Annotated in this window: 24 protein-coding genes and 1 tRNA gene; 19 read left to right on the forward strand and 6 right to left on the reverse strand. The window is 51.8% G+C overall.

Translation table 11 applies throughout. The features are described 5' to 3' along the window. The first annotated feature begins 629 nt into the window (after nucleotides 1–629). The 6 genes from LZ24_RS00860 (at nucleotide 630) to LZ24_RS00885 (ending at nucleotide 5,774) form a co-directional block, all read left to right on the forward strand. The gene (locus tag LZ24_RS00860) at nucleotides 630–1,868 is read left to right on the forward strand and encodes a tyrosine-type recombinase/integrase (RefSeq protein ID WP_144681341.1); all 1,239 of its coding nucleotides are present in this window, start codon (nucleotides 630–632) and stop codon (nucleotides 1,866–1,868) included. 65 nt (nucleotides 1,869–1,933) lie between these two features. After that, nucleotides 1,934–2,446, forward strand: coding sequence for a hypothetical protein (locus LZ24_RS00865; protein ID WP_144681343.1), 513 nt, complete (start codon nucleotides 1,934–1,936; stop codon nucleotides 2,444–2,446). 201 nt (nucleotides 2,447–2,647) lie between these two features. Beyond that, nucleotides 2,648–2,851: a hypothetical protein gene (locus LZ24_RS00870; protein ID WP_144681345.1), complete on the forward strand. Its 204-nt coding sequence runs from the start codon at nucleotides 2,648–2,650 to the stop codon at nucleotides 2,849–2,851. Nucleotides 2,852–2,877: 26 nt separating this feature from the next. Continuing rightward, a complete protein-coding gene (locus LZ24_RS18015) occupies nucleotides 2,878–3,060 on the forward strand; it encodes a helix-turn-helix transcriptional regulator (RefSeq protein ID WP_407923294.1) in 183 nt (60 codons plus the stop codon). Then, the gene (locus tag LZ24_RS00880; RefSeq protein ID WP_144681349.1) at nucleotides 3,057–3,473 is read left to right on the forward strand and encodes a hypothetical protein; all 417 of its coding nucleotides are present in this window, start codon (nucleotides 3,057–3,059) and stop codon (nucleotides 3,471–3,473) included. Before LZ24_RS18015 ends, LZ24_RS00880 begins: the two co-directional genes overlap by 4 nt. An 87-nt stretch (nucleotides 3,474–3,560) precedes the next feature. Continuing rightward, nucleotides 3,561–5,774, forward strand: a complete 2,214-nt coding sequence (locus LZ24_RS00885; protein WP_186442847.1) for a phage/plasmid primase, P4 family — start codon at nucleotides 3,561–3,563, stop codon at nucleotides 5,772–5,774. Nucleotides 5,775–5,912: 138 nt separating this feature from the next. On the opposite strand, the gene LZ24_RS00890 is transcribed toward LZ24_RS00885, so the two are convergent. Then, nucleotides 5,913–6,167, reverse strand: coding sequence for a hypothetical protein (locus LZ24_RS00890; protein WP_144681353.1), 255 nt, complete (start codon nucleotides 6,165–6,167; stop codon nucleotides 5,913–5,915). A 270-nt stretch (nucleotides 6,168–6,437) separates the two neighbouring features. Between LZ24_RS00890 and LZ24_RS00895 the strand changes: the two genes are divergently transcribed. The 4 genes from LZ24_RS00895 (at nucleotide 6,438) to LZ24_RS00910 (ending at nucleotide 9,158) form a co-directional block, all read left to right on the forward strand. Continuing rightward, entirely contained in the window at nucleotides 6,438–7,052 is a 615-nt protein-coding gene (locus LZ24_RS00895) for an HK97 family phage prohead protease (protein ID WP_144681355.1), read from the forward strand. After that, nucleotides 7,052–8,377, forward strand: a complete 1,326-nt coding sequence (locus tag LZ24_RS00900; protein ID WP_144681357.1) for a phage major capsid protein — start codon at nucleotides 7,052–7,054, stop codon at nucleotides 8,375–8,377. The genes LZ24_RS00895 and LZ24_RS00900 overlap by 1 nt, the downstream gene beginning before the upstream one ends. Before the next feature lie 103 nt (nucleotides 8,378–8,480). Continuing rightward, on the forward strand, nucleotides 8,481–8,705 hold the full coding sequence (locus LZ24_RS00905; protein WP_144681359.1) for a hypothetical protein: 225 nt from the start codon (nucleotides 8,481–8,483) through the stop codon (nucleotides 8,703–8,705). Between the two features lie 69 nt (nucleotides 8,706–8,774). After that, on the forward strand, nucleotides 8,775–9,158 hold the full coding sequence (locus LZ24_RS00910) for a hypothetical protein (RefSeq protein ID WP_144681361.1): 384 nt from the start codon (nucleotides 8,775–8,777) through the stop codon (nucleotides 9,156–9,158). 149 nt (nucleotides 9,159–9,307) lie between these two features. Here the strand turns inward: LZ24_RS00910 and LZ24_RS00915 are convergent. The 3 genes from LZ24_RS00915 to LZ24_RS00925 form a co-directional block, all read right to left on the reverse strand. Next, a tRNA-Gly gene (locus LZ24_RS00915) sits at nucleotides 9,308–9,382 on the reverse strand. A gap of 80 nt (nucleotides 9,383–9,462) precedes the next feature. Next, nucleotides 9,463–9,672 (reverse strand): FmdB family zinc ribbon protein, encoded by a 210-nt coding sequence (locus LZ24_RS00920; RefSeq protein WP_144681363.1) that lies wholly within the window; start codon nucleotides 9,670–9,672, stop codon nucleotides 9,463–9,465. Between the two features lie 91 nt (nucleotides 9,673–9,763). After that, the gene (locus LZ24_RS00925) at nucleotides 9,764–10,381 is read right to left on the reverse strand and encodes a CDP-alcohol phosphatidyltransferase family protein (protein WP_144681365.1); all 618 of its coding nucleotides are present in this window, start codon (nucleotides 10,379–10,381) and stop codon (nucleotides 9,764–9,766) included. 755 nt (nucleotides 10,382–11,136) lie between these two features. Between LZ24_RS00925 and LZ24_RS00930 the strand changes: the two genes are divergently transcribed. From LZ24_RS00930 to LZ24_RS00965, 8 genes are all read left to right on the forward strand, one after another. Beyond that, complete coding sequence (locus tag LZ24_RS00930; protein WP_144681367.1) at nucleotides 11,137–12,126, forward strand: DUF2804 domain-containing protein; 990 nt, start codon at nucleotides 11,137–11,139, stop codon at nucleotides 12,124–12,126. Between the two features lie 129 nt (nucleotides 12,127–12,255). After that, on the forward strand, nucleotides 12,256–12,696 hold the full coding sequence (gene rpsF / locus LZ24_RS00935) for a 30S ribosomal protein S6 (RefSeq protein ID WP_144681369.1): 441 nt from the start codon (nucleotides 12,256–12,258) through the stop codon (nucleotides 12,694–12,696). 5 nt (nucleotides 12,697–12,701) lie between these two features. Next, nucleotides 12,702–12,968 carry a 30S ribosomal protein S18 gene (gene rpsR, locus LZ24_RS00940; protein ID WP_144681371.1) on the forward strand — a complete coding sequence of 89 codons (267 nt, stop codon included), beginning with the start codon at nucleotides 12,702–12,704 and terminating at the stop codon, nucleotides 12,966–12,968. Nucleotides 12,969–12,992: 24 nt separating this feature from the next. Beyond that, nucleotides 12,993–13,955, forward strand: coding sequence for a DUF2232 domain-containing protein (locus LZ24_RS00945; RefSeq protein ID WP_144681373.1), 963 nt, complete (start codon nucleotides 12,993–12,995; stop codon nucleotides 13,953–13,955). A gap of 31 nt (nucleotides 13,956–13,986) precedes the next feature. Then, entirely contained in the window at nucleotides 13,987–14,433 is a 447-nt protein-coding gene (gene rplI, locus LZ24_RS00950) for a 50S ribosomal protein L9 (protein WP_144681375.1), read from the forward strand. A 100-nt stretch (nucleotides 14,434–14,533) separates the two neighbouring features. Continuing rightward, the gene (gene dnaB, locus LZ24_RS00955) at nucleotides 14,534–15,904 is read left to right on the forward strand and encodes a replicative DNA helicase (RefSeq protein WP_144681377.1); all 1,371 of its coding nucleotides are present in this window, start codon (nucleotides 14,534–14,536) and stop codon (nucleotides 15,902–15,904) included. Between the two features lie 16 nt (nucleotides 15,905–15,920). After that, nucleotides 15,921–17,588, forward strand: a complete 1,668-nt coding sequence (gene hflX, locus LZ24_RS00960) for a GTPase HflX (protein WP_144681379.1) — start codon at nucleotides 15,921–15,923, stop codon at nucleotides 17,586–17,588. A 147-nt stretch (nucleotides 17,589–17,735) separates the two neighbouring features. Next, nucleotides 17,736–17,939, forward strand: a complete 204-nt coding sequence (locus LZ24_RS00965; protein ID WP_144681381.1) for a hypothetical protein — start codon at nucleotides 17,736–17,738, stop codon at nucleotides 17,937–17,939. A 252-nt stretch (nucleotides 17,940–18,191) separates the two neighbouring features. Here the strand turns inward: LZ24_RS00965 and LZ24_RS00970 are convergent, their stop codons facing one another. Together LZ24_RS00970 and LZ24_RS00975 are read right to left on the reverse strand one after the other, a co-directional pair. Beyond that, nucleotides 18,192–18,590 (reverse strand): nuclear transport factor 2 family protein, encoded by a 399-nt coding sequence (locus tag LZ24_RS00970; RefSeq protein WP_144681383.1) that lies wholly within the window; start codon nucleotides 18,588–18,590, stop codon nucleotides 18,192–18,194. A 7-nt stretch (nucleotides 18,591–18,597) separates the two neighbouring features. Beyond that, entirely contained in the window at nucleotides 18,598–20,073 is a 1,476-nt protein-coding gene (locus tag LZ24_RS00975; protein ID WP_144681385.1) for a methyl-accepting chemotaxis protein, read from the reverse strand. A gap of 318 nt (nucleotides 20,074–20,391) precedes the next feature. Here LZ24_RS00975 and LZ24_RS00980 point away from each other — a divergent pair, with 318 nt between their 5' ends. Then, nucleotides 20,392–22,041 carry a PilZ domain-containing protein gene (locus LZ24_RS00980; RefSeq protein ID WP_222427481.1) on the forward strand — a complete coding sequence of 550 codons (1,650 nt, stop codon included), beginning with the start codon at nucleotides 20,392–20,394 and terminating at the stop codon, nucleotides 22,039–22,041. Nucleotides 22,042–22,090: the final 49 nt, after the last annotated feature.

Here is a 22,090-nt window from a genome sequence, read left to right on the forward strand (position 1 = left end):
AGAATAGTAATTATTCAGAACAGTTTATTCCGAACTGCCAATGCTGTAATTGCAGCAGCTTCGTACTGCTGCAAGGCTCCGTGGCTATTTGCAAGTGACATTGCAATCGTTTCGGATCAGAGCTTTGCAGGCCTGTGCGAAAGAAGCGGCAAACTGTCTGAGCCGCCACAAAGGCAGCGTGCTGAAGCCTGCCATGGTAATCAAAAAGCTTATCCTGCCTGTGGCGGGGAGTTTTTGCCGCTTCCGCACAGGCCAAGAAGCTCCCGAATAAGATTGCGTCACGGGCAAATAGCCTGGGGCCTGTGCATCTGTCTTGCAGCTATGGTACTTGGAAAACTGCGCTGAACAGTTACTCAGAATAAAAAAAAGCCCGGACATAAAGCCCGGGCCCTTCCTCTTATTTATGGAGCGGGAAACGGGACTTGAACCCGCGACCTTCAGCTTGGGAAAATTGCATTTCACGGTTTTACGCCCCTTCATACCCCCCCACAAAACACACTATAAGTTATTGACTTTATGAATTTTACCACCTATACTGCCTTCATGCTTCACCACCCGTTTTTACCTGTTGCCGTGAAATTTTGGTCGCAAATTTGGTCGCAAATTTTGGTCACAAAGGAGGTCACATAATGGCACGTTTTACGGATCTGGGGATTGAACGCCTGAAGACAACGGGCAAGCGCTACACCGTGACAGAGGGGGATGGTCTTTACCTGGAGGTTTCCCCCAAGGGAAAAAAAAGGTGGCTGCACCGGTATGAATTAAGCGGCCAGAGAAAATGGTTTCCTCTGGGGGAGTTCCCGGCCATGAAACTTAAGGATGCCCGTGCCGAAAATGCCAGATTGCAAAAGCTCACCCAGGACGGCGGGAACCCCGCAGAAGAAAGGGCCGCATTGAAAGCGGCACCAACGGTTCAGGAACTCTTTGAAGAATGGCATACCAGAGGGACGGACAAGCGGGGAAAGCCCTGGAGTGACGGCCACAAGCGGAATGTTCAATACATGTTTGGAGCTGACGTGCTTCCCGCCATAGGAAGCAAAAAGGTTGCAGATGTCACCAAACGGGATCTGCGTGTTCTTCTGGAACGTATCGAGGCAAGGGCTCCGAATCAGGCATTGCAGGTTTACCGCCGCCTGAGCAGGCTTTTCAACTATGCCTGCCAGAAGGACGTAATCGAACACTCACCCATGACGCACCTGGAGCCTATCGGCAGCACAAGCCGGAAAAGCCGGTACCTGTCGGAAAGAGAAATCGGGGAATTTCTGGCCGCACTCCCCCTCATGAATGCGGCCCCGCAGACCACCCGCATACTGGAGCTTATCCTTCGAACCGGGCAGCGCCCTTCGGAAGTGTGCGGAGCTCACGAAGCTGAAATTGATACTGAAGGCATGTGGTGGACACTGCCAGGCAGCAGGGTAAAAAATGGTTCAGAACACCGGATACCCCTCACCGGAAAAATGTTGGATCTTTTTGGCCTTCCAAATGAGCACGGCCTTTTTTTCCCCAGCCTGCGAAAAGAGGATACCCCCGTGGGCCATACCATCCTTTCAAAGGCCTTACGCCGATCCATCACCGGTCGGGAAAAAGGAACCGATTCCGAAAGAACTCTTCCCCTGGAAGACTTTTCACCCCATGATCTGCGGAGGACTTGCGCCACTGGCCTGGCAGAACTCGGATTTACCGATGAAGTCATCGGTGCCGTGCTGAATCATTCCAGGCGGGGCGTGACGGCACAGCATTACAATCATTTCAGATATGACGCACAAAAGCGGAAGGCGCTGGAAGCATGGGAGCGGAGGCTTGACCGGATAGCCGGGAAGGAAGAGGCGGGGAATGTGGTGTCCCTCTCCGGGCGGCGGAGGGCGTGATACATTTTTTAAAGCAAATTTGTGCTTGACATGAAAAACAAGAAAATGGTAATTGCTTATTTACTATGAATATGAAAAAAGCCTACACAACAAAAGAACTTGAAGCGCTAACTGGAATGAGTGCTAAAAACCTTCATGGGTACATCACCGCCGGTAAAATTAACCCCGATATTCGGAGTGCTACCGGGCCAGGAACGGTTGTGTTGCTTTCCGCTAATAATTTGTTGCAGGCTATGGTTCTTCACGAATGTTTAAAGATTGGCTTACCGAGGCGAACCATATTTTTGATGTTCGACAGCCTCAATTCAAACGGGGACATAAAACGGCTTAATCTAACTGAAATTTCTGCGTATAATAACAACGTCCTTTTGCGTTTTTTATCTAATGGGAGGGGGGGGATTTGCCACAGATTTGACCTTGAGAGAAATGCCTGTGTAAGGTGTGAAAATGCCTTCTCAGATGAAATAAGACAACTTCATGGGGGAATAGATCTTACCGATGTTGAAGCTATTCTTTTGGTAATTCAAATAAACCTTTCCCGGATGGCGAGGCTTCTTTTAAAAAACCTTAAAAAATAAGGGTTTTTTTTTACATTTTAGAGTCAATGATAATTTACCATTAATTAACTAAACCACAATGAAATATACTTAACCGAGAAAAGGAATTTACTATCTGCAAAACAGCTTTTTTTTACATTTTAGAGTCAATGATAATTTACCATTAATTAACTAAGCCACAATGAAATATACTTAACCGAGAAGAATAGAGGAGGAAACACCATGGCAATACCCGAAGGCAAGCGGCAGATCACAGCAATAGTTACCCCCGAGGCCCATAGAAAGCTCCGGATCATTGGAGCCATACACGGTTTTCCCAATGCCGGGGAAACGGTCATGGCGCTGGTGGATTTTTACGAAAAAAACAGTCAGGACAACCCCGGCGGAATAACTTTAACGGCAAACGGCCCCGCCCTGGGCCAGTAAAGGAGCGCACCATGGACAGAGCACCAATGCTAATCCGCAGAAAGCAACTTAAGGAACTGACCGGCCTGTCACCTTCGACGGCTGAACGATGGGAAAAAGCTGGCAAGTTCCCTGCCCGCAGGTGTGTTGGGCCGGGTGTTGTCGGGTGGCTGTACGACGAAGTCCGGGAATTTATGAAAAACACCCCTACGGCAGGAGGCACCCCATGAAAAAAACATTTTTAAGAAGAACCCTGAAAGAAGCCCATGACTCCGAAAACCTGGCATACCTCCATTTTTTTGCGGACGGGCAAGAAGCCCCCTGGGTGCTGGTGGCCATGGACAAATCAGGCGACACACTCATGCAGCGGGAATTCGAAAGCCTCGACTGCCTGATGCGGCACGTTGTCGCAGAAATTGGATACTGCCCGGCCTTCAGGTCGGAAACCATGCAGACACAATCGGAAAAAATTGAAGCAATCCTTGGGGAGTTTGGAGCACAGGCCTTCCGTGCAAGGCTTTTTTTCAAGGGGCTGGCCGAACGGATTGGGGAGGGGCGGGAGCTTGAAGCCGTCACCCTGGGCGAGCTTTTGGAAGCAGTCCGGATGCAGGTGGCCCACCATGAGCAGATGGCCCGGCTTTAAAATGAAACGGCCCCCAGCCTGTGGGGGGCTGTGGGGCCAAAAAACAAAAAGATAACTAAGCCTTACCTTAGGACATTCATGCCGAGAATGCAAGAAAAAACTGACCTCATCCCAGAACTGAAAAAGACCCTCCCTGAAATCCGGGATCATGTTCCCGGTCTCATGAAGAATGGTGCGGAACTTCACGGCCCCTGCCCCTTTTGTGGGGGAGAAGATCGCTTTTTTCTCCGGCCTGACGGCTTTTTCGGATGCCGCCAATGCACTCCGCGTGGAGGAGACAAAATCGACTTTTTCCAAAAGCTTCACGGGACAACCATACGGGGACTTGCAGAACAGTTCCTGGGCGCAGCCCCCGCCCTCCCCAGGGAAAAACAGGCCGGGAAGGTAGCGGCCACCCCCGCTAACCTGAAGGCCGAATATTTGTACCGGGATGAGGCCGGGAAGGAGCTTTTTCGCGTGCGTCGGTATGAGGCCAACGGTGCCAAGACCTTTAGGCAGGGCCATTTTTCTGAAGGCCGGTGGGTCTCCAGTCTCAAAGATATACGCCGTGTGCTGTACCGGCTTCCGGAGGTTGTGGCTTCGTCAAACGTGCTGCTGGTCGAGGGCGAAAAGGATGCCGACAATGCCGCAGCCCTTGGCTTCACGGCCACAACCGGCCCCATGGGGGCTTCATCATGGAAGCCTGGCTATGCGGAGGCCCTGCGGGACAAACACGTTGCCGTGCTGCCCGACAAGGACGAACCCGGTCAAGTGTATCTTAAAGCCGTGATCCGCAGCCTTGTTGGCGTTGCTGCCTCGGTTCGGACGGTTTTACTCCCTGGGCCGGGAAAGGATATTTCAGACTGGATTCAGGCCGGGGGTACGAAGGAACAGCTTGTCGCCCTCATCGAGGAAACCAGCCCCTTGGAAGAAGAGCCAGACCATGAGTGTGGGGACGGGAACCCGCTTTTGGAAGCGCCGAAGGTGGACAAGAGTCTTGTCATAGATAAAACCGACTTCATGCGAACGGCCAGAAAATTCCTGAAGGAACGGGGAACACAGATCCTCACCCACAGAGGAGAGATTATGGAATACCAGGGGGGCCGGTACGTCCCCATTGAACCGCCTGACCTGGGGGCCGCTCTGCTGGCCTGGGCTGAAACCCAGATCGATTTTGAAAAAAAGCGGCCCTTCAAGCCGAACCGGAACTGGCGTGTGAACATGGAAGATTCCGTGAAGGCCATTACAAACATTCCGGCACGACAGGCCCCCCCTTGCTGGACGGATGGCCGGGAAGAGCCCCAGGGTAAGTTCGTCCTGGCCTGTGAAAACGGCCTCCTTGACGTGCGGAACCGAACGCTGACACCTGCAACACCAAAGTTTTTCACGCGAAACGCCCTGCCCTATGGCTTCGATCCGGAAGCCAGCTATTCAAGATGGTTTGACTTTCTCCTGGAGGTTTTTGACGGCGACACTGAGAGCATGGACACACTTCAGCAGCTTTTTGGATATCTGCTCACAAACGACACCACCCAGCAAAAAATATTCCTGATAGTCGGGCCTAAGCGGAGCGGAAAAGGAACCATTGCCCGTGTACTGACCGAGCTTCTGGGCCGGGAAAATGTGGCCGGGCCTACGTTGAACGGGCTGGCCCAGCAGTTCGGCCTTGCCGGCCTCATCGGAAAACCACTGGCCATTATCAGCGATGCGAGGCTTTCCTCAAAAACGGATAAGGCCACCATGTCGGAACGGCTCCTGAGCATTTCCGGTGAGGACTTTTTAAGCATTCCGAGGAAGTATCTCACGGACGTGACGATGCAGCTCCCCACCCGAATTCTGATTTTCTCTAATGAAATGCCGAACCTCGGCGATGTTTCCGGGGCCTTGGCTTCCCGATTTATCACCCTGATAATGCCCAAAAGCTTTTTCGGAAAAGAAGACCCCCAGCTCACCCAGAAGCTGATTAAGGAGCTGCCCGGCATCCTGAACTGGTCTCTGGATGGCCGGGATCTTCTGGAAAAGCGGGGGTATTTCTCCCAGCCTGAAAGCAGCATTGCAGCCATGCAGGAGCTTGAAGACCTGTCAAACCCGATACGGCCCTTCATCCGGGAGCGCTGCATAACCGGGCCGGGGCAAAGCATTGAATGCTGGCGACTCTTCCAGGCGTGGGAGCAATGGTGCCTGGAGCTGGGCCAAAGAGATCCCGGAAGCCCCCAGAAGTTTGGAATCGGTCTCAAGGCTGCGGAGCCAAAGGTGGAAACAAAGCTAGTTCGCATTCTGGGTGGCCATTCAAGGAATTATATGGGGATCAGTCTTTCTTAAACGGCTGTCTGTAACGCAGTGTAACGCGTTACTTTTCATTGTAGCGGAAACTTTTTTTAAAGGAAGGGGAAGAATGGGAGAGAGAGACGAGGAAGAGAGAGTAAGGAAAACAATAGAGATGTAACGCGTTACACTGCGTTACACCGAGGCCACCCAAAACCACAACAACAGGGCGTATGCCCTTGAAATTATAAAGAAAGGCAAGGCATGGACAAAGAGGTTGTAGAGAAAGCGAATCGGCTCATGGCTGAGGCCGTCAAAAAAGGGCCTGGCGTGTGGTGCATCGAATACCTGCACGATAACGACTGCCCGGCTCTTCGAAACGGGGATTGCCGGTGCAAGCCAGATGTCCGGCTGAAGCAACTGGGAGGGGGAGGGTAAAATCTCTGGCACCGCCGCTCCCTAGACCGAGAGGGCAGCCTTTTCGGCCCTGTGTCAAAATGGAGGACTTTTTTTTACCCCCCCCTACCCCATTTTGACATAGCGGAAAAAAAGCTGCCCGTCCGGTCCAGGAGACAAAGGGCCTAGAGATCCGAACCGCCCCTGGGGGCTTAGGTGCGACCACCCGGCCCCCGAAACAAAACAATAAGCCGCGACCGGCTCTTATCCCCAAAGCCACAGCGCTACCGCTACTGACTTCGGGTTTTAGAAAGGAGAAAGCATGTGAGCAAAATTGAACGACGTATATTTCCCGCAAAGGAGCTGAGGCTGTACCGCAGCCGCTCCGGTGGGATGACACTGGAAGGATATTCTGCCGTTTTCGGCAAGCCTTCCGAAAACCTTGGCTGGGGTGACTTTGAAGTCCGGGAATACATCGCACCGGGTGCCTTCACGGAAGCACTGAGGAAGAGCGACTGCCGGGCGGTGTTTAACCATGATCCCAATCTGATTTTAGGGAGGGAGTCTGCCGGAACTCTGGAACTGAAACAGGACAGCACCGGGCTGCGTTCCGTGATCCACCTGCCGGATACCCAGCTGGGCCGGGATCTGGCCGTCAGCGTTGAGCGTGGTGACATCCGGGAGCAGAGTTTTTGTTTTGTGGTGGGTCGTGACCAGTGGGAGGAGGATCAGAAAAAGCGGATTGCCACCCGCACCATACTGGAAATCAGGGATCTGATTGACATCAGCCCTGTAACCTACCCGGCATATCCGGACACAGATATTGCCCGACGGGAAGCGCTTCGACGCTTTGGCGGGAAGGTGTCTGGGCAATCTTCACAAAGATTGAAACATTTTGACCGTCACGAAAAAACACTAAAAATAAAAGGACTTATATAATGAAAAGACAGCAGCTGACAAGAGCACAGGAAAAACTGGGGCAAACCTGGGATGAATACAAATCATACCGGGATGGCTTGCCCGACGATGAAAAGCGCTGGACAGGTGAGCAGCTGGAAAAGTTCGACCGGTTTGACAGTGCCATTGACGGGCTGGAAGGCGAAATCGAGCGCCTGAAACGATCTATCAGGGATGAAGAGCGGGAAGAGCGTTTCTCCCAGTCCGGTGACCCCTGGGCTGGAGAGCACGGAGGGCATGGATACGGAGGGCTTGGTGCTCCCATTGGGGAGAGCCGCAGCGGTGGTAAACCCTTCGGGATGGAAGCGGATCGACAGGAGCAGTTTGATTTCCGGAGTAATCCTTCAGGCAACACGAAAAGGCACTCTTTCAACCGGTACCTGCTGGATGGAAGCCGGGCTATCGGTGCCGATGAATTCAGATCGCTTCAGGCCGGGTCTGACGTGTCTGGTGGCTTCCTGAATGCGCCGGAGGTTTTTGTGAAAAAGCTCCTCAAGAGCCTCGACGATGAAATCTTCATCCGTAAACTGGCGACAAATTACCCCGTACCGCACAGCGTCAGCCTGGGATGCCCGGTTCTGGATTCGGATCTTGCAGACTGCGAGTGGACGGCTGAACTGAAAACCGGCTCCGAGGATAAGGGGCTGGGCTTTGGGAAGCGTGAGCTGCGGCCCTACCCCACAGCTAAACGGGTGCTGGTTTCCAATAAAATCCTGCGTACAGCGGCATTGAATCCGGAAGACCTGGTGAGAGAACGGCTGGTGTACAAGCTGGGAGCGACCGAAGAGAAAGCGTTTATGACCGGGGATGGCCACAACAAGCCCCTGGGCCTCTTCACCCCCTCCACGGATGGGATCAGTACGGCCAGAGACGTGAAGGGCAGCAACACAGCCACAGCCATCACAGCGGATACGCTCATCGATGTGGTTTATAGCGTGAAGGCCTCTTATGCGAAAAAAGCCGTCTGGATTTTTAACCGGGAAGCCATCCGGCGCATCCGCAAGCTGAAGGATAACGATGGCCAGTACCTGTGGCAGCGGGGCCTTGCCGGTGCACCGGATACCATCCTGGAGCGCCCCTATCACATTTCCGAGCACTGCCCTGGTGACTTCTCAGCAGGCAAATATGTGGGCCTGTTCGGGGATCTGTCCTTCTACTGGATAGCCACCGGCCTTGCTGTGCACGTAAAGCGCCTTGACGAGCTGTACGCTGAGCAGAACATGACCGGCTTCATCGGACGGCTGGAGGTTGACGGAATGCCCGTTATGGAAGATGCCTTCGCACGTATCAAGCTGGCATCATCCTAGCACACGGCGGCCTGCCGTTTCGACGGTGGGCCGTTTTTCGGATAACCGGCCCCCATGCGGGGCCATTCCATAAATTTTCGTTTCAACAAGAAAGGTTCGTCAAATGTTCGTTCTTGTCATGCCCTGTACATTTATTCCGGCCCCCGCCAGGGAACTAAAGACCCAGAAAACCAGCCCCCAGAAAAAAAGCCAGATGGCCGAGGAGCTGGATGCCCTGCAATCAGAGACCCTAAGACTTAAAATTTTGAAGGTGCAGAGGGCCGGGATTGATCTGGAAGTGCTCCTGGACGCGCTCATTGAAGGTAGCGGCGGGGAAACCGCTGTGTAAGCATCCCTTTTTTTTCTGCGGGCAGGCTGGGGATATACGCCCTGGCCTGTTCCTGTTTCAGGAGGCACCATGGAAAAAAGTCTGCCCTGTGAGGGGGTGCTTGATGCCGGGGATCTTTCGGCCATCCGATCCCTATGGCGGGCCGTGCTGGCGCGGGCTATTGCGGACAGCCTCATGCATCGAGCCATTGAAGACGGATCACACCCCGGCACATGGAAAAGCCAGGCTAACCGGCTGGAGCTGTGGCAGGCATTCCGGTGGATAGAGATTGCCGGGCCGGATTTTCAGGTGGTTTGCCGACTGGCGGGATTTGATCCGGAAACGGTGCGGCAGGCCGTGAGAAAAGCCAATATCCGCACACTGAGCACCGGCCCGAGGATCTGGGGAGCTGCTTCACCCCCCAAACCAAAAAGACCCAGGGGCAGGCCGAGGGTGGGGGGTAGGCCTTTTTGATGCCTACGTGGTCGCAAATTTTGGTCGCAGATTTTGGTCACAAATTGAACTGAAGGTTATGGCTTCGGTTTTGGTCGCAAATTTGGTCGCAAATACCCCTTTTGGACTAAAAAAGGCTTAGGCAAAACCGCCTAAGCCCTTGTTTTTATTGGAGCGGGAAAAGGGATTCGAACCCTCGGCCTTCAGCTTGGGAAGCTGACACTCTACCACTGAGTTATTCCCGCAACTTCTGTCAGACTAATTAATGTATTGGCTGATACAAATCAACTTAAAAAATACACGAAAGCCTTTCAGTCCCTCTTTTTCACATTTTACAGCCACCCCCACCACATGAGGGCGGCGTAAAGCCCCCGCTTCCCCGGGGAACCCCCTCGGGCCGGATGGCGGCACAGGACATCAGCTTTTCCGCTTCACCTGAGCCACAGGAAGGACAGGCAGGCTTGGGATCTTTCATACGCATCAGCATTTCAAAGGCATGACCGCACTTCATACATCGATACTCATAAATCGGCATAGGGCCTCTCCTTGCTTCGACAGAACACCACTCTCCACTTTCCCACTCTACATATATAAGCCCGGAGGAAGAGGGAAAGCATGCTGAACAGCTACCATTTATCATCATCCCGGGCAGCAGCAAGACGAAAAAGCATAAGGCTTTCCAGAATTCGCTGCCCGGCCGTTAGCACCACAAAAAAAGTAAATATCAGGGTAAGAAAAACCCCTGCCTTTGGAAACAAAATAATCAATGTAAAAAAAAGAAAACTTTCACTGCGTTCCGCAAGCCCCGGCTGATACCTGAAACTTTTCCTTGTATCTCCGGGAAGAAGGGCTCCGTGGAGAAGCAAAACGGTTACCGAAATCAAAAGTGCTGCCAGAAGAAAAATCATGACCATCCACAACTCGGGCCGGGCCAGAACCAGCGCAAGAATAATGGCCACCTCCACACAGCGGTCGCCCAATACATCAAGAAAAGCACCCGTTGCGGAACTCGTTCCCCTTCTCCGTGCAAGGGTGCCATCCAGCACGTCAAAGAGTCCGGAAAACCAGAGAAAACCCACAGCCCAAAGCGGCGAATACCCCATAAAAATACAGAAAGCCGAAAGCATGCCAAAAAAAAAGGCAAGGAAAGTGAGATGCATGGCCGTCATGCCGCAGAGATAAAAGGGCTTCACCATGAGATTAAAAAGGGGCTGGATCAAAGGCCGCAAACGACTGTCAAGCATGATACCGACTCCGTAGCATTTAAAAAAGCAGATCCCCCCGAAAAAAGTAGTAGAACCAAAGCATGGGAGGACGAATCAGACTGTGCGTAGCAGTAAAAATCCACCTGCTTTTGCAGGCCACTATCAACACAATCCTTTTCAGCTTACCTCTTCCACCCTCCAAAAAAAAGCTTTTTCCGTTCACAGCTTCCGTGCTACCCTTAAAAAAACGTAACTGTTCAGCACAGTTTTTCATATCATACCTGCAAGACAGATGCACAGGCTCCAGGCTATTTGCCCGTGACGCAATCCGGCACTCAAGCTAAAAAACCCAAGCCCTTTACGGGAGCAAAAGTGCTTCAAGGATCTTGAGTGCCGGATTCGGGAGCTTCTTGCCCTGTGCGGAAGCGGCAAAAACTCCCCGCCACAGGCAGGATAAGCTTTTTGATTACCATGGCAGGCTTAAGTACGCTGCCTTTGTGGCGGGTCAGACAGTTTGCCGCTTTTTATTTAGCACTCCGGCACTCAAGCTTACAAAAGCCCATTGTTTTCATCGCAGGCTTTGGGTTTATGGCTTGAGTGCCGGAATCCGAAACGATTGCAATGTCACTTTCAAATAGCCTCGGAGCCTTGCAACAGTACGAAGCTGCTGCAATTACAGCATTGGCAGTTCGAAATAAATTGTGCTGAATAATTACAAAAAAACATTAAAAGCACTCCAAAAATACCGGCTATAGCTGCACCTGTCTTTTACAACCCGACATTCTGGAGTCTCCATGCCAAGACCCATCATCTGCCCGGAAACAGGCAGGCCTGTGTATGGCCGCCATGACGGACCCGTCACCATCAACCTGAAGGACTTCCACCTGCGATCTGCCATGGGAAGACCCGTACCCGGATGGTTCCAGCGATTTAAATACAGACAGTTCATGTTTTTTGGCATTTCAGACCAAAATTTTTCCGCAGGTGTTGCCCTTGCGGATCTGCATTTTGCACAGCAGGCCTTTTTTTACGTGAAACCTGCCGCAGGGCTGCCCTGGGTCCACACCTCTGCCATGTCCCTCCTGCCTGCAAATCCCATGAATCCTGAATCGGAATTCCCGGATTTTTTCTTTCAGAAATCCGGACTCATGCTCCATTTTCAAAAAAACTGCCTTGAAGCACGATATAAAGATGCCCATCTCCATATTCTTCTGGGAGAAAGCCCGTCTCCCCTACGCCTCTGCACCCGCACCGGCTGGCGCGGATGGACCTTTACCCGCAAGGCCGCATCCATTCCGGCCAGCGGGAGTTTTCGCTGCCATAATGTCCACAGGGACCTGTCACCGGAAACCTGCCGTGCCCTTACGGACAGAACCTGCGGCATCCTCCGGAGAGAAACCTTCTGGAACTGGGCCGCTGCCACAGGAATCCTTGCCAGCGGAGAGGATTTCGGAATGAACCTCGCCTGGGGTGTCAACGAAACCGGTTTCACGGAAAACCGCATCTGGATCAGGGGCATGCCGGTCAATATCGGACCCGTCATTTTCGAGGTTCCCGAAAACCGCAGCAGCACTCCCTGGCAGATTTACAGCGAAGATAAAAGCCTTTGCCTCAGTTTCACCCCTTCATGGGCCATGACCCAAAGGGTCAGTGCCGGTCTTATTGCAACAGATTTTGTACAGAACACGGGCTTTTTTTCCGGGATGATCCACATCAGGGGGCATGCACCCCTGATTCTTTCAGATCTGCCCGGCTGGACGGAAGATCATTATGTACGCTGGTAAAGCTCTTCTTGACATTACTTATCCCGTATAGTATTCAATCGTGATTTTGACCTGTCTCCAAAAGGGGGCGGGTTTTTCCTTGCTCCGGGCTGAAATACGTTCGGGGCTTTAAACCCGAAAGGAGTTTTCATGAGAAGATACGAAACCATTTTCATTCTGGACCCGGACATTTCCGAAGAAGTCCGGACCCAGATCCTTGAACGCACCACCGGAATGATTGAAGCCACCGGCGGTCAGATCGCAAAGATTGACGAGTGGGGCAACCGCAAACTCGCATATCCCATAGCCAAAAAAGTCCGGGGTCACTATTTCCTTCTGGATTATCTGTGCGAAGGTGATCTCATTTATGAGATGGAACGCAGCTTCCGCCTTGATGACAAGGTACTCAAATTCCTCACCGTCCTCCTCGACAAATTCAGCAGCCTTGAAAAAATAGAAGCCGAAAATATTGCTGCTGAAAAAGCGGCTGCCGAGGCTGCTGCTGCCATGGAAAATGCCAGAGACAGAGATGATGATGACGACGATGATGATGATGACGATGATGACCGCAATTACGACAGGGAGGACTGATATCCATGGTAAATCCTAGAGCATCCAAAGTCTCAAGAAAAAAGAAAAGACGCGTTTATCACCGCAGAAAAGTATGCCGTTTCTGTGCGGATACCAAAATAAAAATTGAATACAAGGACCCCAAAGGTCTGAAATATTTTGTTACGGAGCGGGGCAAAATTATTCCCCGCAGAATCACCGGTACCTGCTCCAAACATCAGCGGCTTCTGACAACGGCAATCAAGCGTTCCCGTAATATTGCCCTGATGCCTTTTGTCGGTAACGTTGACTAAGCCACAAAGCTCAGGGAGTATAAAATGATCAGGGACGGGGGAAAAGGGATTGATATAAAGAGTCTGGCTGGTATTTTCATACTGGCCGGGTTTCTTGCCGCTGCAGGCGTGCTGCTGCCCTTTGTGGGCGTCTTTCCTGCCCTTTTTCTCCCTCTGCCCATGCTGATTCTGCGCCTGGAAAACCGGGAACCGCTTCCTGCCCTTATCCTTTCTGGTCTGGTGCTGGGCATTCCCCTGATTTTCACGGGCAGGATATCATCGGATCTGATTTTCTATGGGGGAATGCTCCTTTATGGCTTTGCCATGGGAGAGGGCTGGCGTCGGGGACTCAGTAAAGAGGCTTTTGTTCTCCGCGCCCTTCTTGCGGTTCTCGGAGCAGGCTGTGCTGCCATCCTCTTCCTTGCGATCAGTAAGGGAACCGGGCCGCTGACACTGGTCGGTAACCATGTTGCAGCCAACCTGGCCATGACCCTTGAGATCTACCGCCAGATGGAAATGCCGAAGGAAACCCTGACTCTTTTTGAGGCAGCCATACCAAGACTGGAGTATGCCCTGACCCGCCTGCTGCCAGCCATTGCCGCTTTTATCCTTATATTTGCGGCCTGGCTTAATCTTCTGGCAGCACGCCCCATGGTCAGGAGCAGAAATATTCAGGCTGCGGATCTCGGACTTTTCATCAACTGGGGAGTACCGCCCGTATTTATATGGGGGATAATTGTTGCAGCGCTGGTTCTCATGGTACCGTTTCCCTTTGTTCGTATTCTTGGAATATCCTGTCTTCTCGTGCTTCTCCCCCTGTACTTCCTTCAGGGGATGGCCATTGTGGCATACTGGTTCCACCACCGGGCCGTACCACCCATCATCAGATACGCCCTTTATGCCCTGATGCTGATACAGCAGGTCCTTTTTCTGGTTATTCTGCTTATCGGTATTTTTGATACATGGCTCAACTTCCGTAAACGCATCGGGACAAAGCCACAATCTTGACTGATATCCTCACAGACCCTTGGAGGTTGATATGAAAGTTATTCTTAAAGAAACCATAGAGTCCCTCGGCATCATCGGATCCGAGGTGAACGTGGCGGACGGGTATGCCAGAAACTACCTGCTACCCCAGAAAAAAGCCATTCTGGCCACTCCCCAGAACCGCAAGGTAATGGAACAGATGAAGGTTCGTGTACAGGCCCAGATTGCCAAGGAAAGGGCCATTGCCGAGGAACTGGCTGCCCGGCTTAATGAAATTTCCGTCACCCTTTCCGCCAAAGTGGCCGATGAAGGCAAGCTCTACGGCTCTGTTACGGTTCAGGATATTGTACGCGCCCTGCTGGAACAGAATGTGGAAGTGGAAAGGCGTCAGCTTCTCCTTCCCGAACCCATCAAGGCCCTTGGTACCTACAAGGTGCCCGTGCGGGTTTACAAGGGTGTGGAACCGGAAATAACCGTGGAAGTGGTTCCGGCTGCCTGATTGTCCCCGAATTTTATAAAAAAATGATCAGGCGGAAAAACCCTATGGTTTTCCGCCTGATCCTCTTTCGGGTCAAAGGCATTTTCCATAAGAGGTATCCATGGCTGACCATTCCCCTGCTACAAATGATCCACTCTTTTCCCGAACACCGCCCCACAGCCCTGAGGCGGAAACCTCCCTTTTAAGTGCCATTCTCATTGACAACGATGTCCTCATGGACATTGTGGATATTCTGAATCCTGAGCATTTCTACAGGGGTGCCCACCAGAAAATCTACGCTGCTGCCACGTCCCTCTTTGCCAAAGGCCAGCCTGCGGATCTGGTCACCGTGGCCAATGCCCTGCAGGATGCAGGACAGCTGGAAAATGTAGGGGGGGCGACCGCACTGGCCCGCATTGTGGATACCATTCCCATTGCACCCAATGCCGTGGAATATGCTAAAATCATAAGAAACAAGGCATCCTTACGCAGACTCATTGAACGGGCCACCCAGATTGTGGGCAAGTGTTTTTCCAATGCCGATGACGTGGATGGGGTCATCGATTTTGCCCAGAGTGTGATTTTTGAAATTGCGGAAAACAAAACCCGAAAAGCCTTTTCGCCTTTGCAGCAGCTCATAGACATCAACATCGACACCATCGAACAGCAGCAGGGCAGCCAGAAGGAAATCACAGGCATTCCCACAGGCTACAGACGTCTGGATCAACTGACTTCCGGACTGCAGAACTCCGACCTTCTGATCCTTGCGGCAAGGCCTGCCATGGGAAAAACTTCCTTTGTACTGAATATCGCCAGAAACGCCGCCGTGGAAGCCGGTATCCCCGTGGGAATTTTTTCCCTTGAAATGAGCAAGGAGCAGCTTTCCATGCGCCTTCTCACCGCAGAAGCCCGTGTGGAGTCCGGCAAGGTGCGTGGCGGCTCGCTGTCTCCCGATGAATGGAACCGCATCAATACAGCCGCCTCTATCCTTTATGAGGCACCCATATATATTGACGACTCGCCGGATGCCTCTCCCATGGATATCCGCGCCAAAGCCAGGCGCCTCAAGATGGAAAAGGGTCTTGGCCTTCTTGTCATCGACTACCTGCAGCTGATGCGGGGCTCTTCCCAGTCGGACAGAAGGGATCTGGAAATTGCAGAAATCTCACGGTCCCTCAAAGGCCTTGCCAAGGAACTGGGGATTCCCGTTATCGCCCTTTCCCAGCTCAACCGTATGCTGGAACAGAGGGCAGATAAACGCCCCATGCTTTCGGACCTCAGGGAATCCGGCTCTCTGGAGCAGGATGCGGATATTGTCATGTTCATCTACAGGGATGAAGTCTATAATAAAGAGGAGAACAACCCCAACCGGGGAAAGGCGGAAATTATTATTGCAAAACACAGAAACGGCGCCGTAGGGACCGCCCACATGGCCTTCCTGGGCGCCTATACACGCTTTGAAGACCTCGCCTCAGGCGAATACCCCCACTAGACAGAGGTGTCCATTTATGCCCAGTGTATTCGGCAATACAGGCGGGCTGAAAGTCCGTCAGATCAAAGATCTGGAAGCCCTCTATAATCAGCGGATTCCCCAGGACTGCATCCTCCCCGAAGATCTTGCAGAAAAAATCTGCGCCCTTTCCAGAGCCATGAACCGTCAGCTTGGCCTTGCCATCGACAGGGGCGGCAAGGTGGTCCGGGTAATTGCAGGGGATGCAAAGGAAATTCTCATACCGGATCTTTCGGATTTCAGAACAGCTCCGGGACGGCTCCGGGGCATCCGCATCGTCCACACCCATCTCAATGGTGAGGCTCTGACGGAAGACGACCTGACGGACCTTGCCCTCCTGCGTCTGGACCTCATATGTGCCCTCTGCGCCTCCCAGAGGGGAAGCCTTGACAAGGTGTATGTGGCCCATGTGCTGCCGGGCAATGACAGGGAACGCCCCTGCCATGTCATCCACCCCGGCCACGGGGAGCTGCTGGAAAACGACTGCCTGAATTTTATTCTGGAACTGGAGGATGAAATCGGTAGAACCGCCTCCATGCGGGATACGCCCAAGGACGCTGAAAGGGCTATTCTTGTGGGCGTTTCAAAGCTCAGCAAGGCGGAATCCGATGCCCATATGGCAGAACTGAAGGAACTGGCGGAATCCTGTGGTGTCCATGTCATCGGCCACGTCACCCAGACCCGCCAGAAACCGGACCCAAAAACCCTCATGGGTCAGGGAAAACTGAAGGATCTTTACCTCATGGCCCTTCAGGATGCCGCCACCCTCATCATCTTTGATCAGGAACTTTCCCCTGCCCAGGTCCGCAACATCAGTGACCGCATGGAACTTAAAGTCATGGACCGCACCCAGCTCATCCTTGATATCTTCGCCCGAAGGGCAAGGAGCCGGGAAGGAAAGCTGCAGGTAGAACTGGCCCAGCTTAAGTATCTGCAGCCGAGGCTATCCGATAAAAATACAGCCATGAGCAGGCTCACCGGCGGTATCGGTGGCAGGGGGCCTGGAGAAACCAAGCTTGAAATCAACCGCCGCCGGGTAAGGGAGCAGATTTTGAGGCTTGAGAAAGCCGTGGAGGAAGTACACAGCAACCGGAAACAGCAGAAAGCCCTGCGCAACCGTCAGGGGCTGCCCGTTTTTTCCATTGTGGGCTACACCAATGCGGGTAAATCCACTCTGCTCAATACCCTCACCCAGAGTAAAATTGAGGCAAAGGACCAGATGTTTGCCACCCTGGACCCCACATCAAGGCGGCTGCGCTTCCCTGAGGATGTGGAGGTCATCATCACGGACACGGTGGGTTTTATCCGCAACCTGCCCAAAGAGCTGATGGCCGCCTTCCGTGCCACCCTGGAAGAGCTGGAAAATGCGGATATCCTTCTCCATGTCATTGATATCTCAAACCCCTCCTGGGAAAAACAGGTGGCCAGTGTGGAGAGCGTCCTTGAAGAGCTTGATCTGACGGAAATTCCCCAGATACGGGTATTCAATAAAATGGATCTGGCTGAGAAGGCAGAAATGGAAAAAGCCTTAAGGCAGTATCCGGGAATTGCCGTATCTGCACTGGACAGGGCCAGCCTGCGTCCTCTGCTGGACGAAATGCAGACCATGCTTTATTCCCATACGGGAGCAAAACCTTTCAGTCAGACCACTGACGGGCTGCATTGACAGCCCCTTTTAAAAGGCCTATACCGGATTTGTATAAAAACGCTCAGCCTGAGCGCAGTGCCTTACCATGGCCCAGGCTTTTTCACCTGACGGGTGTGGCCCCCAAAGCCACATCCACACATTGAAGTACCCCGGAGTCCGACAACCATGAAGCAAACCCCGTACAAAGCAGGCAGACACGACGATACCCTTGAATGCTACACCCGTTTTCGCATGGATGACCGCATATGCCGGGAATTCTGTGCCGTGCGTCTCCGTTGTCTCATTGCACAGCAGCAGCAGCTGGAGGCCATCTTCCATAATGATGACATCTTCTTCATGTCCGAAGAAAATTCCATAAACATGCAATAAAAAAAGGGGCCTGTCGGCCCCTTCCAAAAGTCATTCCTGCAAAGCCTGAATTTCCCGTAATTATTCAGCACAATTTTTCTTCGTTAAATCGAATGCCTTTAATCAGGTGCATAGACAACCGAGCCATTTGTTCGTGACCGAAACGATTGCAATGTCACTCACAAACAGCCCGATTGTCTTTTGCCGGAACCAGTACTTTGAAATTAATACACAATATTACATATAAAATTATGCTGAGCAGTTACAATTTTCCTAAATAAATCCCTTTTCCTTCAAACGTTTTCCCATTTCTTCGGCAAGGGCAATCAGTCCGGTAAGGGGACGGATAAAAACCTCAAAACGCTGAATTTTTCCTTCATCATTGAACTCAATCAGGTCAATGCCCTTAAGGGATTTTTCCCCCACATCGGCACTGAACTCCAAAGCCCAGTTATTTCCCTGCACAAGCTCCCTGTGATAGGTGAAATTCTCAAAAACCTCTATCACCGTTCCCAGCATGACCATGGCTTCCATGCGGGTAGTTTTAGGCTTCCATAATGCAGGGGAATAAAACTGCACATCCTCTGCCAGCATGGCCTGCAGTGCCTCCATGTTCCGGTTAAAAACAATATCATGCCATGCTTCAAGTTTTTTTCTGCTGATCTCGTCCATATTTCCCCTATTCCTTCATCTCACAGGTATCATTTAAGTCTTTGGCCATCTTTTCAAGGAAAACAGCGGATGCCACCATCTTTTCTATGTCTTCGCGCATGCGTTCCACCGCTTCACTCAGGGCCATCACATGGTCTGCCACCTCATCGCTTCTCTGGGCCGAGTCACCGATACGGGCAGCAATATCCTGAATCACCACACTCTGCTGTTCCACGGCTGCCGCAATGGAATCCTCCCCTTCCCGAATCTGGGAAATGGTGCGGCTGATGGCCTTGTTACTCTGTACCACCTTCTCCACCGTGGCTTCATTGCCGGATATGTGATTGCGTATTTCTTCCGTTGCCTCTCTGGTTTTCCGGGACAGATCCTTGATTTCTCCGGCCACAACGGCAAACCCCTTACCCGCTTCGCCGGCACGGGCCGCTTCAATGGTGGCGTTCAGGGCAAGGAGGTTGGTCTGTTCGGATATCTCCTGAATCACCGCCGTCACGTTACCGATGCGGCGGCTGCTTTCGGAAAGATGATCAATCAGTTCATTGGCCGCATCCGCCTCCTTCACTGCAGACCTTGCAACGTCTGCCCCTTCATTCACCCGGTCGCGGACCTCTGTGATGGAAACAGAAGTTTCCTCCACGGAGCTGGCCATGACATGGAGGATTTCTTTTATATCCTGAGTGATTTCTTTTGCTTCCGATGAAATACGGGCCGTTTGAGCAACTTCATCACCCATACTGGCACTGCCCGCAGCCAGCGACTTGGAGGCATCAAGGAGATCACAGGCATTTTGGGTTGTCCGCTCAAAGACCTCCTTGAGATTCTCCATATGTTTTGCCAGTTCAGCAGAAGATCTTGCCTGGGCTTCCATGGCCTCCTGCTGTTTTGCATCGGCCTCTTTCTGGGCGGCCATGGCATTGAGACGCATGCGCTCAATCACATACATACATACGGCAATGGATGCCATCTGCCTGAGATAATCCCCGAAGCGCAGTTCCGCCCGCTGTGCCGCATCCACATTAAAAACGGGAAAGGTAATACCCATATCAGGGGCAAAGTTAAAAAAAATCAGTGCCGCAACCATTGCAAGAGACCAGCCTACACAGGCCCATAGCCCCTGAAAAACCGCCGCCAGCACGGGAAATACCAGAAGCCAGCTCACAGCACTGGACTCCATGCCTCCGGTACGCCAGATATAAAAAAGAAAGTACCAGGCCAGCAGGGTCATCATGTAGGCAGCTGTCACCCTTGATGAAAGGAGCATACGCTGTAAAAAAGGAGCAAAAACAACACCAAACATCACAAACATGATATTGGTTGCAAGAACACTTTCGCCCATCCGGAACCAGCGGATGGTTGTGAGCAGAAAAAGCGTTGCGGCAAAAAAGGTAAAAATCACAAGAAAAACGGCAACCCTTTTTTCCTCAGGATTATCCGAGAAGTCTTCCGGAACAAAAAAATTCCAGAAAGCGTCCTTATATGCACCCATCTGTCTCCCCCTTTATGCGGTCCTGCCCCTGTTATTTTGCAGAAAGCACCTGTAAAAAAACACTTTTTTACAAAAACTTCAAACCTTTTCTGCTCCTGTCACCTTCTTGTAGTGATGCTTTGAAAATTTTAGTTTTATTAGCAGAAATCCGAAGCAAGAACAAGGTTTAGCCCGCATCCCTTTCATTAAAAAAAATCATCCGAGAAAACAACCCTGTTTAAAAGCAAAGATTTTTCTTTACAAAAAAGAAAGTATCTGACCGAAGACAAACAAAAAGCGTTGATTTTAGAGGCGTTCGGACGTAATATTATGGAATCAATGCGCTTAAAAGTATTCACCGATTCTCGGCTTCCCATGGCTGAGACCTTAGAAAAAACGGGGGCATCCATGTACAGAATCTTCAAGTCCGAAGAAAAAAACTGCCTTCTTTTAAGGATGCGGGGCCTTGTCACGGAAGAAGAGGCCATTCGGCTGATTCAGGATCTCACTGCCAGCCTTCGTAGCATGAAAAAAGGATACGGCCTTGTCTTTGACTTAAGGGAATACAGCCCGAGGGAGGGAGACAATGCAGACTTTATGGTAAAAAGTGCCCTGCGAATCATGGCCATCAAAAAACCTGCTCTGGTTGGCCGCATCTCCCTCCCCATTGCGCTGATGCGTATGGACAGAATTTATGCAGAGATGCAGCTGCCCGTCACCTTCAAGGTCAAAAATGCCACAAGCATGAAGGGGATGCTTGGTCTGCTCACCAATCACCGGCTGGAGATCTCCCGGACGCTGGCAGAATGGATAGGCACCCTTCCCGAAGACATTGAAAAAGGTCTGCCGGAGGAAAATGGCGATGCACAAACAAACAATGAAAATGAGGGGCCTCTCCCGGAAATTCCCCCTTTTATCCGCGGCTTTTCCATTACCGGCAACCCCGTGCGCCATGAGCTGATCCGCATTGAGGTGGATACGGATCAGGATTTCCACGACACAGCCTACACCTTTGAATTTGCCTACCGCAGGCAAAACCCCTCCGCCACCTGGAACCTCATACCCAGAACGGATAAAAACCATTCCAGAAACTTCCGGTTTGAAGAAACCGGAAAACATGAAATCTATGTACGTATCACCCGCCCCCAGACGGATTTTGCCAACCCCCTTTTAAGCGAGTTCCGCATCCCCATCCATATTTCACCGGTGCCTTTGGAAAAACGAACCGGGATGCAGGCAAAAAAAGATACAGTGTTTCCCGTGAAAGGCCAGAGATCTTTCCTTCTGCTCAATAAAAACACCACGGATCCTCATTTTTTAAAAACCATCATTTATGAAATCAATATGGATACACAGATGGTGGTTACAGCCCAGACCTCCCCTGCCCTGAAAAGTCTTAAGAGCGTCGATTCCCTTGATCTTGTGGCCACGGATCAGAACCACCCGGCAGACGGCAGACCCGGTTTACAGATCCTGTCACTGGAAGCCCTGCCCAGATACATACTGCCCGATGGTCAGCCAAGGGAAGCCTTGATGCTGCGTTTCACCCTCCCTGTCCGCCAGACAGGTCTGCGCAGTGAAAGACAGGCTTTCCGCTGTGCCTGCCAGCCCTATACCGACATGATGGCCGGGAAAATCAGGTTTAAAGAAACAAGTTTCACGTCAAAAGAGGATTTCAGGTTCAATGATATTTCCATGACAGGTATCGGCCTGAAATTTCCCCAAGGCTACGAGACCAGACTGCCGGATGCAGGCAACACCTTTCTTCTGGAGCTCTTTTTTGAAGCCGTGGAAGGCACCCTTGCAGACATCCATATCCATGCAGAAATCAAGCTTGTAAGAAAAAAAACAGACTCCGAAAGCGGAGAAACCTCTGCCGGGTTCACCTTTTCGCAACTGGATGCAGACCATGAAACCCTTCTGGCCCGTCACATCAATGCGCTTCAGCTTCTGGAACGCCAGCGCCTGCTCAATGAAAAACGGAGCTGATGCATCCCTAACCGTTTCGAGCTGGTTTTCTTTTATAAAACACCATCAG

It is taken from the genome of Desulfobotulus alkaliphilus, assembly GCF_007830435.1.
Taxonomy (GTDB): Bacteria; Desulfobacterota; Desulfobacteria; order Desulfobacterales; family ASO4-4; genus Desulfobotulus; species Desulfobotulus alkaliphilus.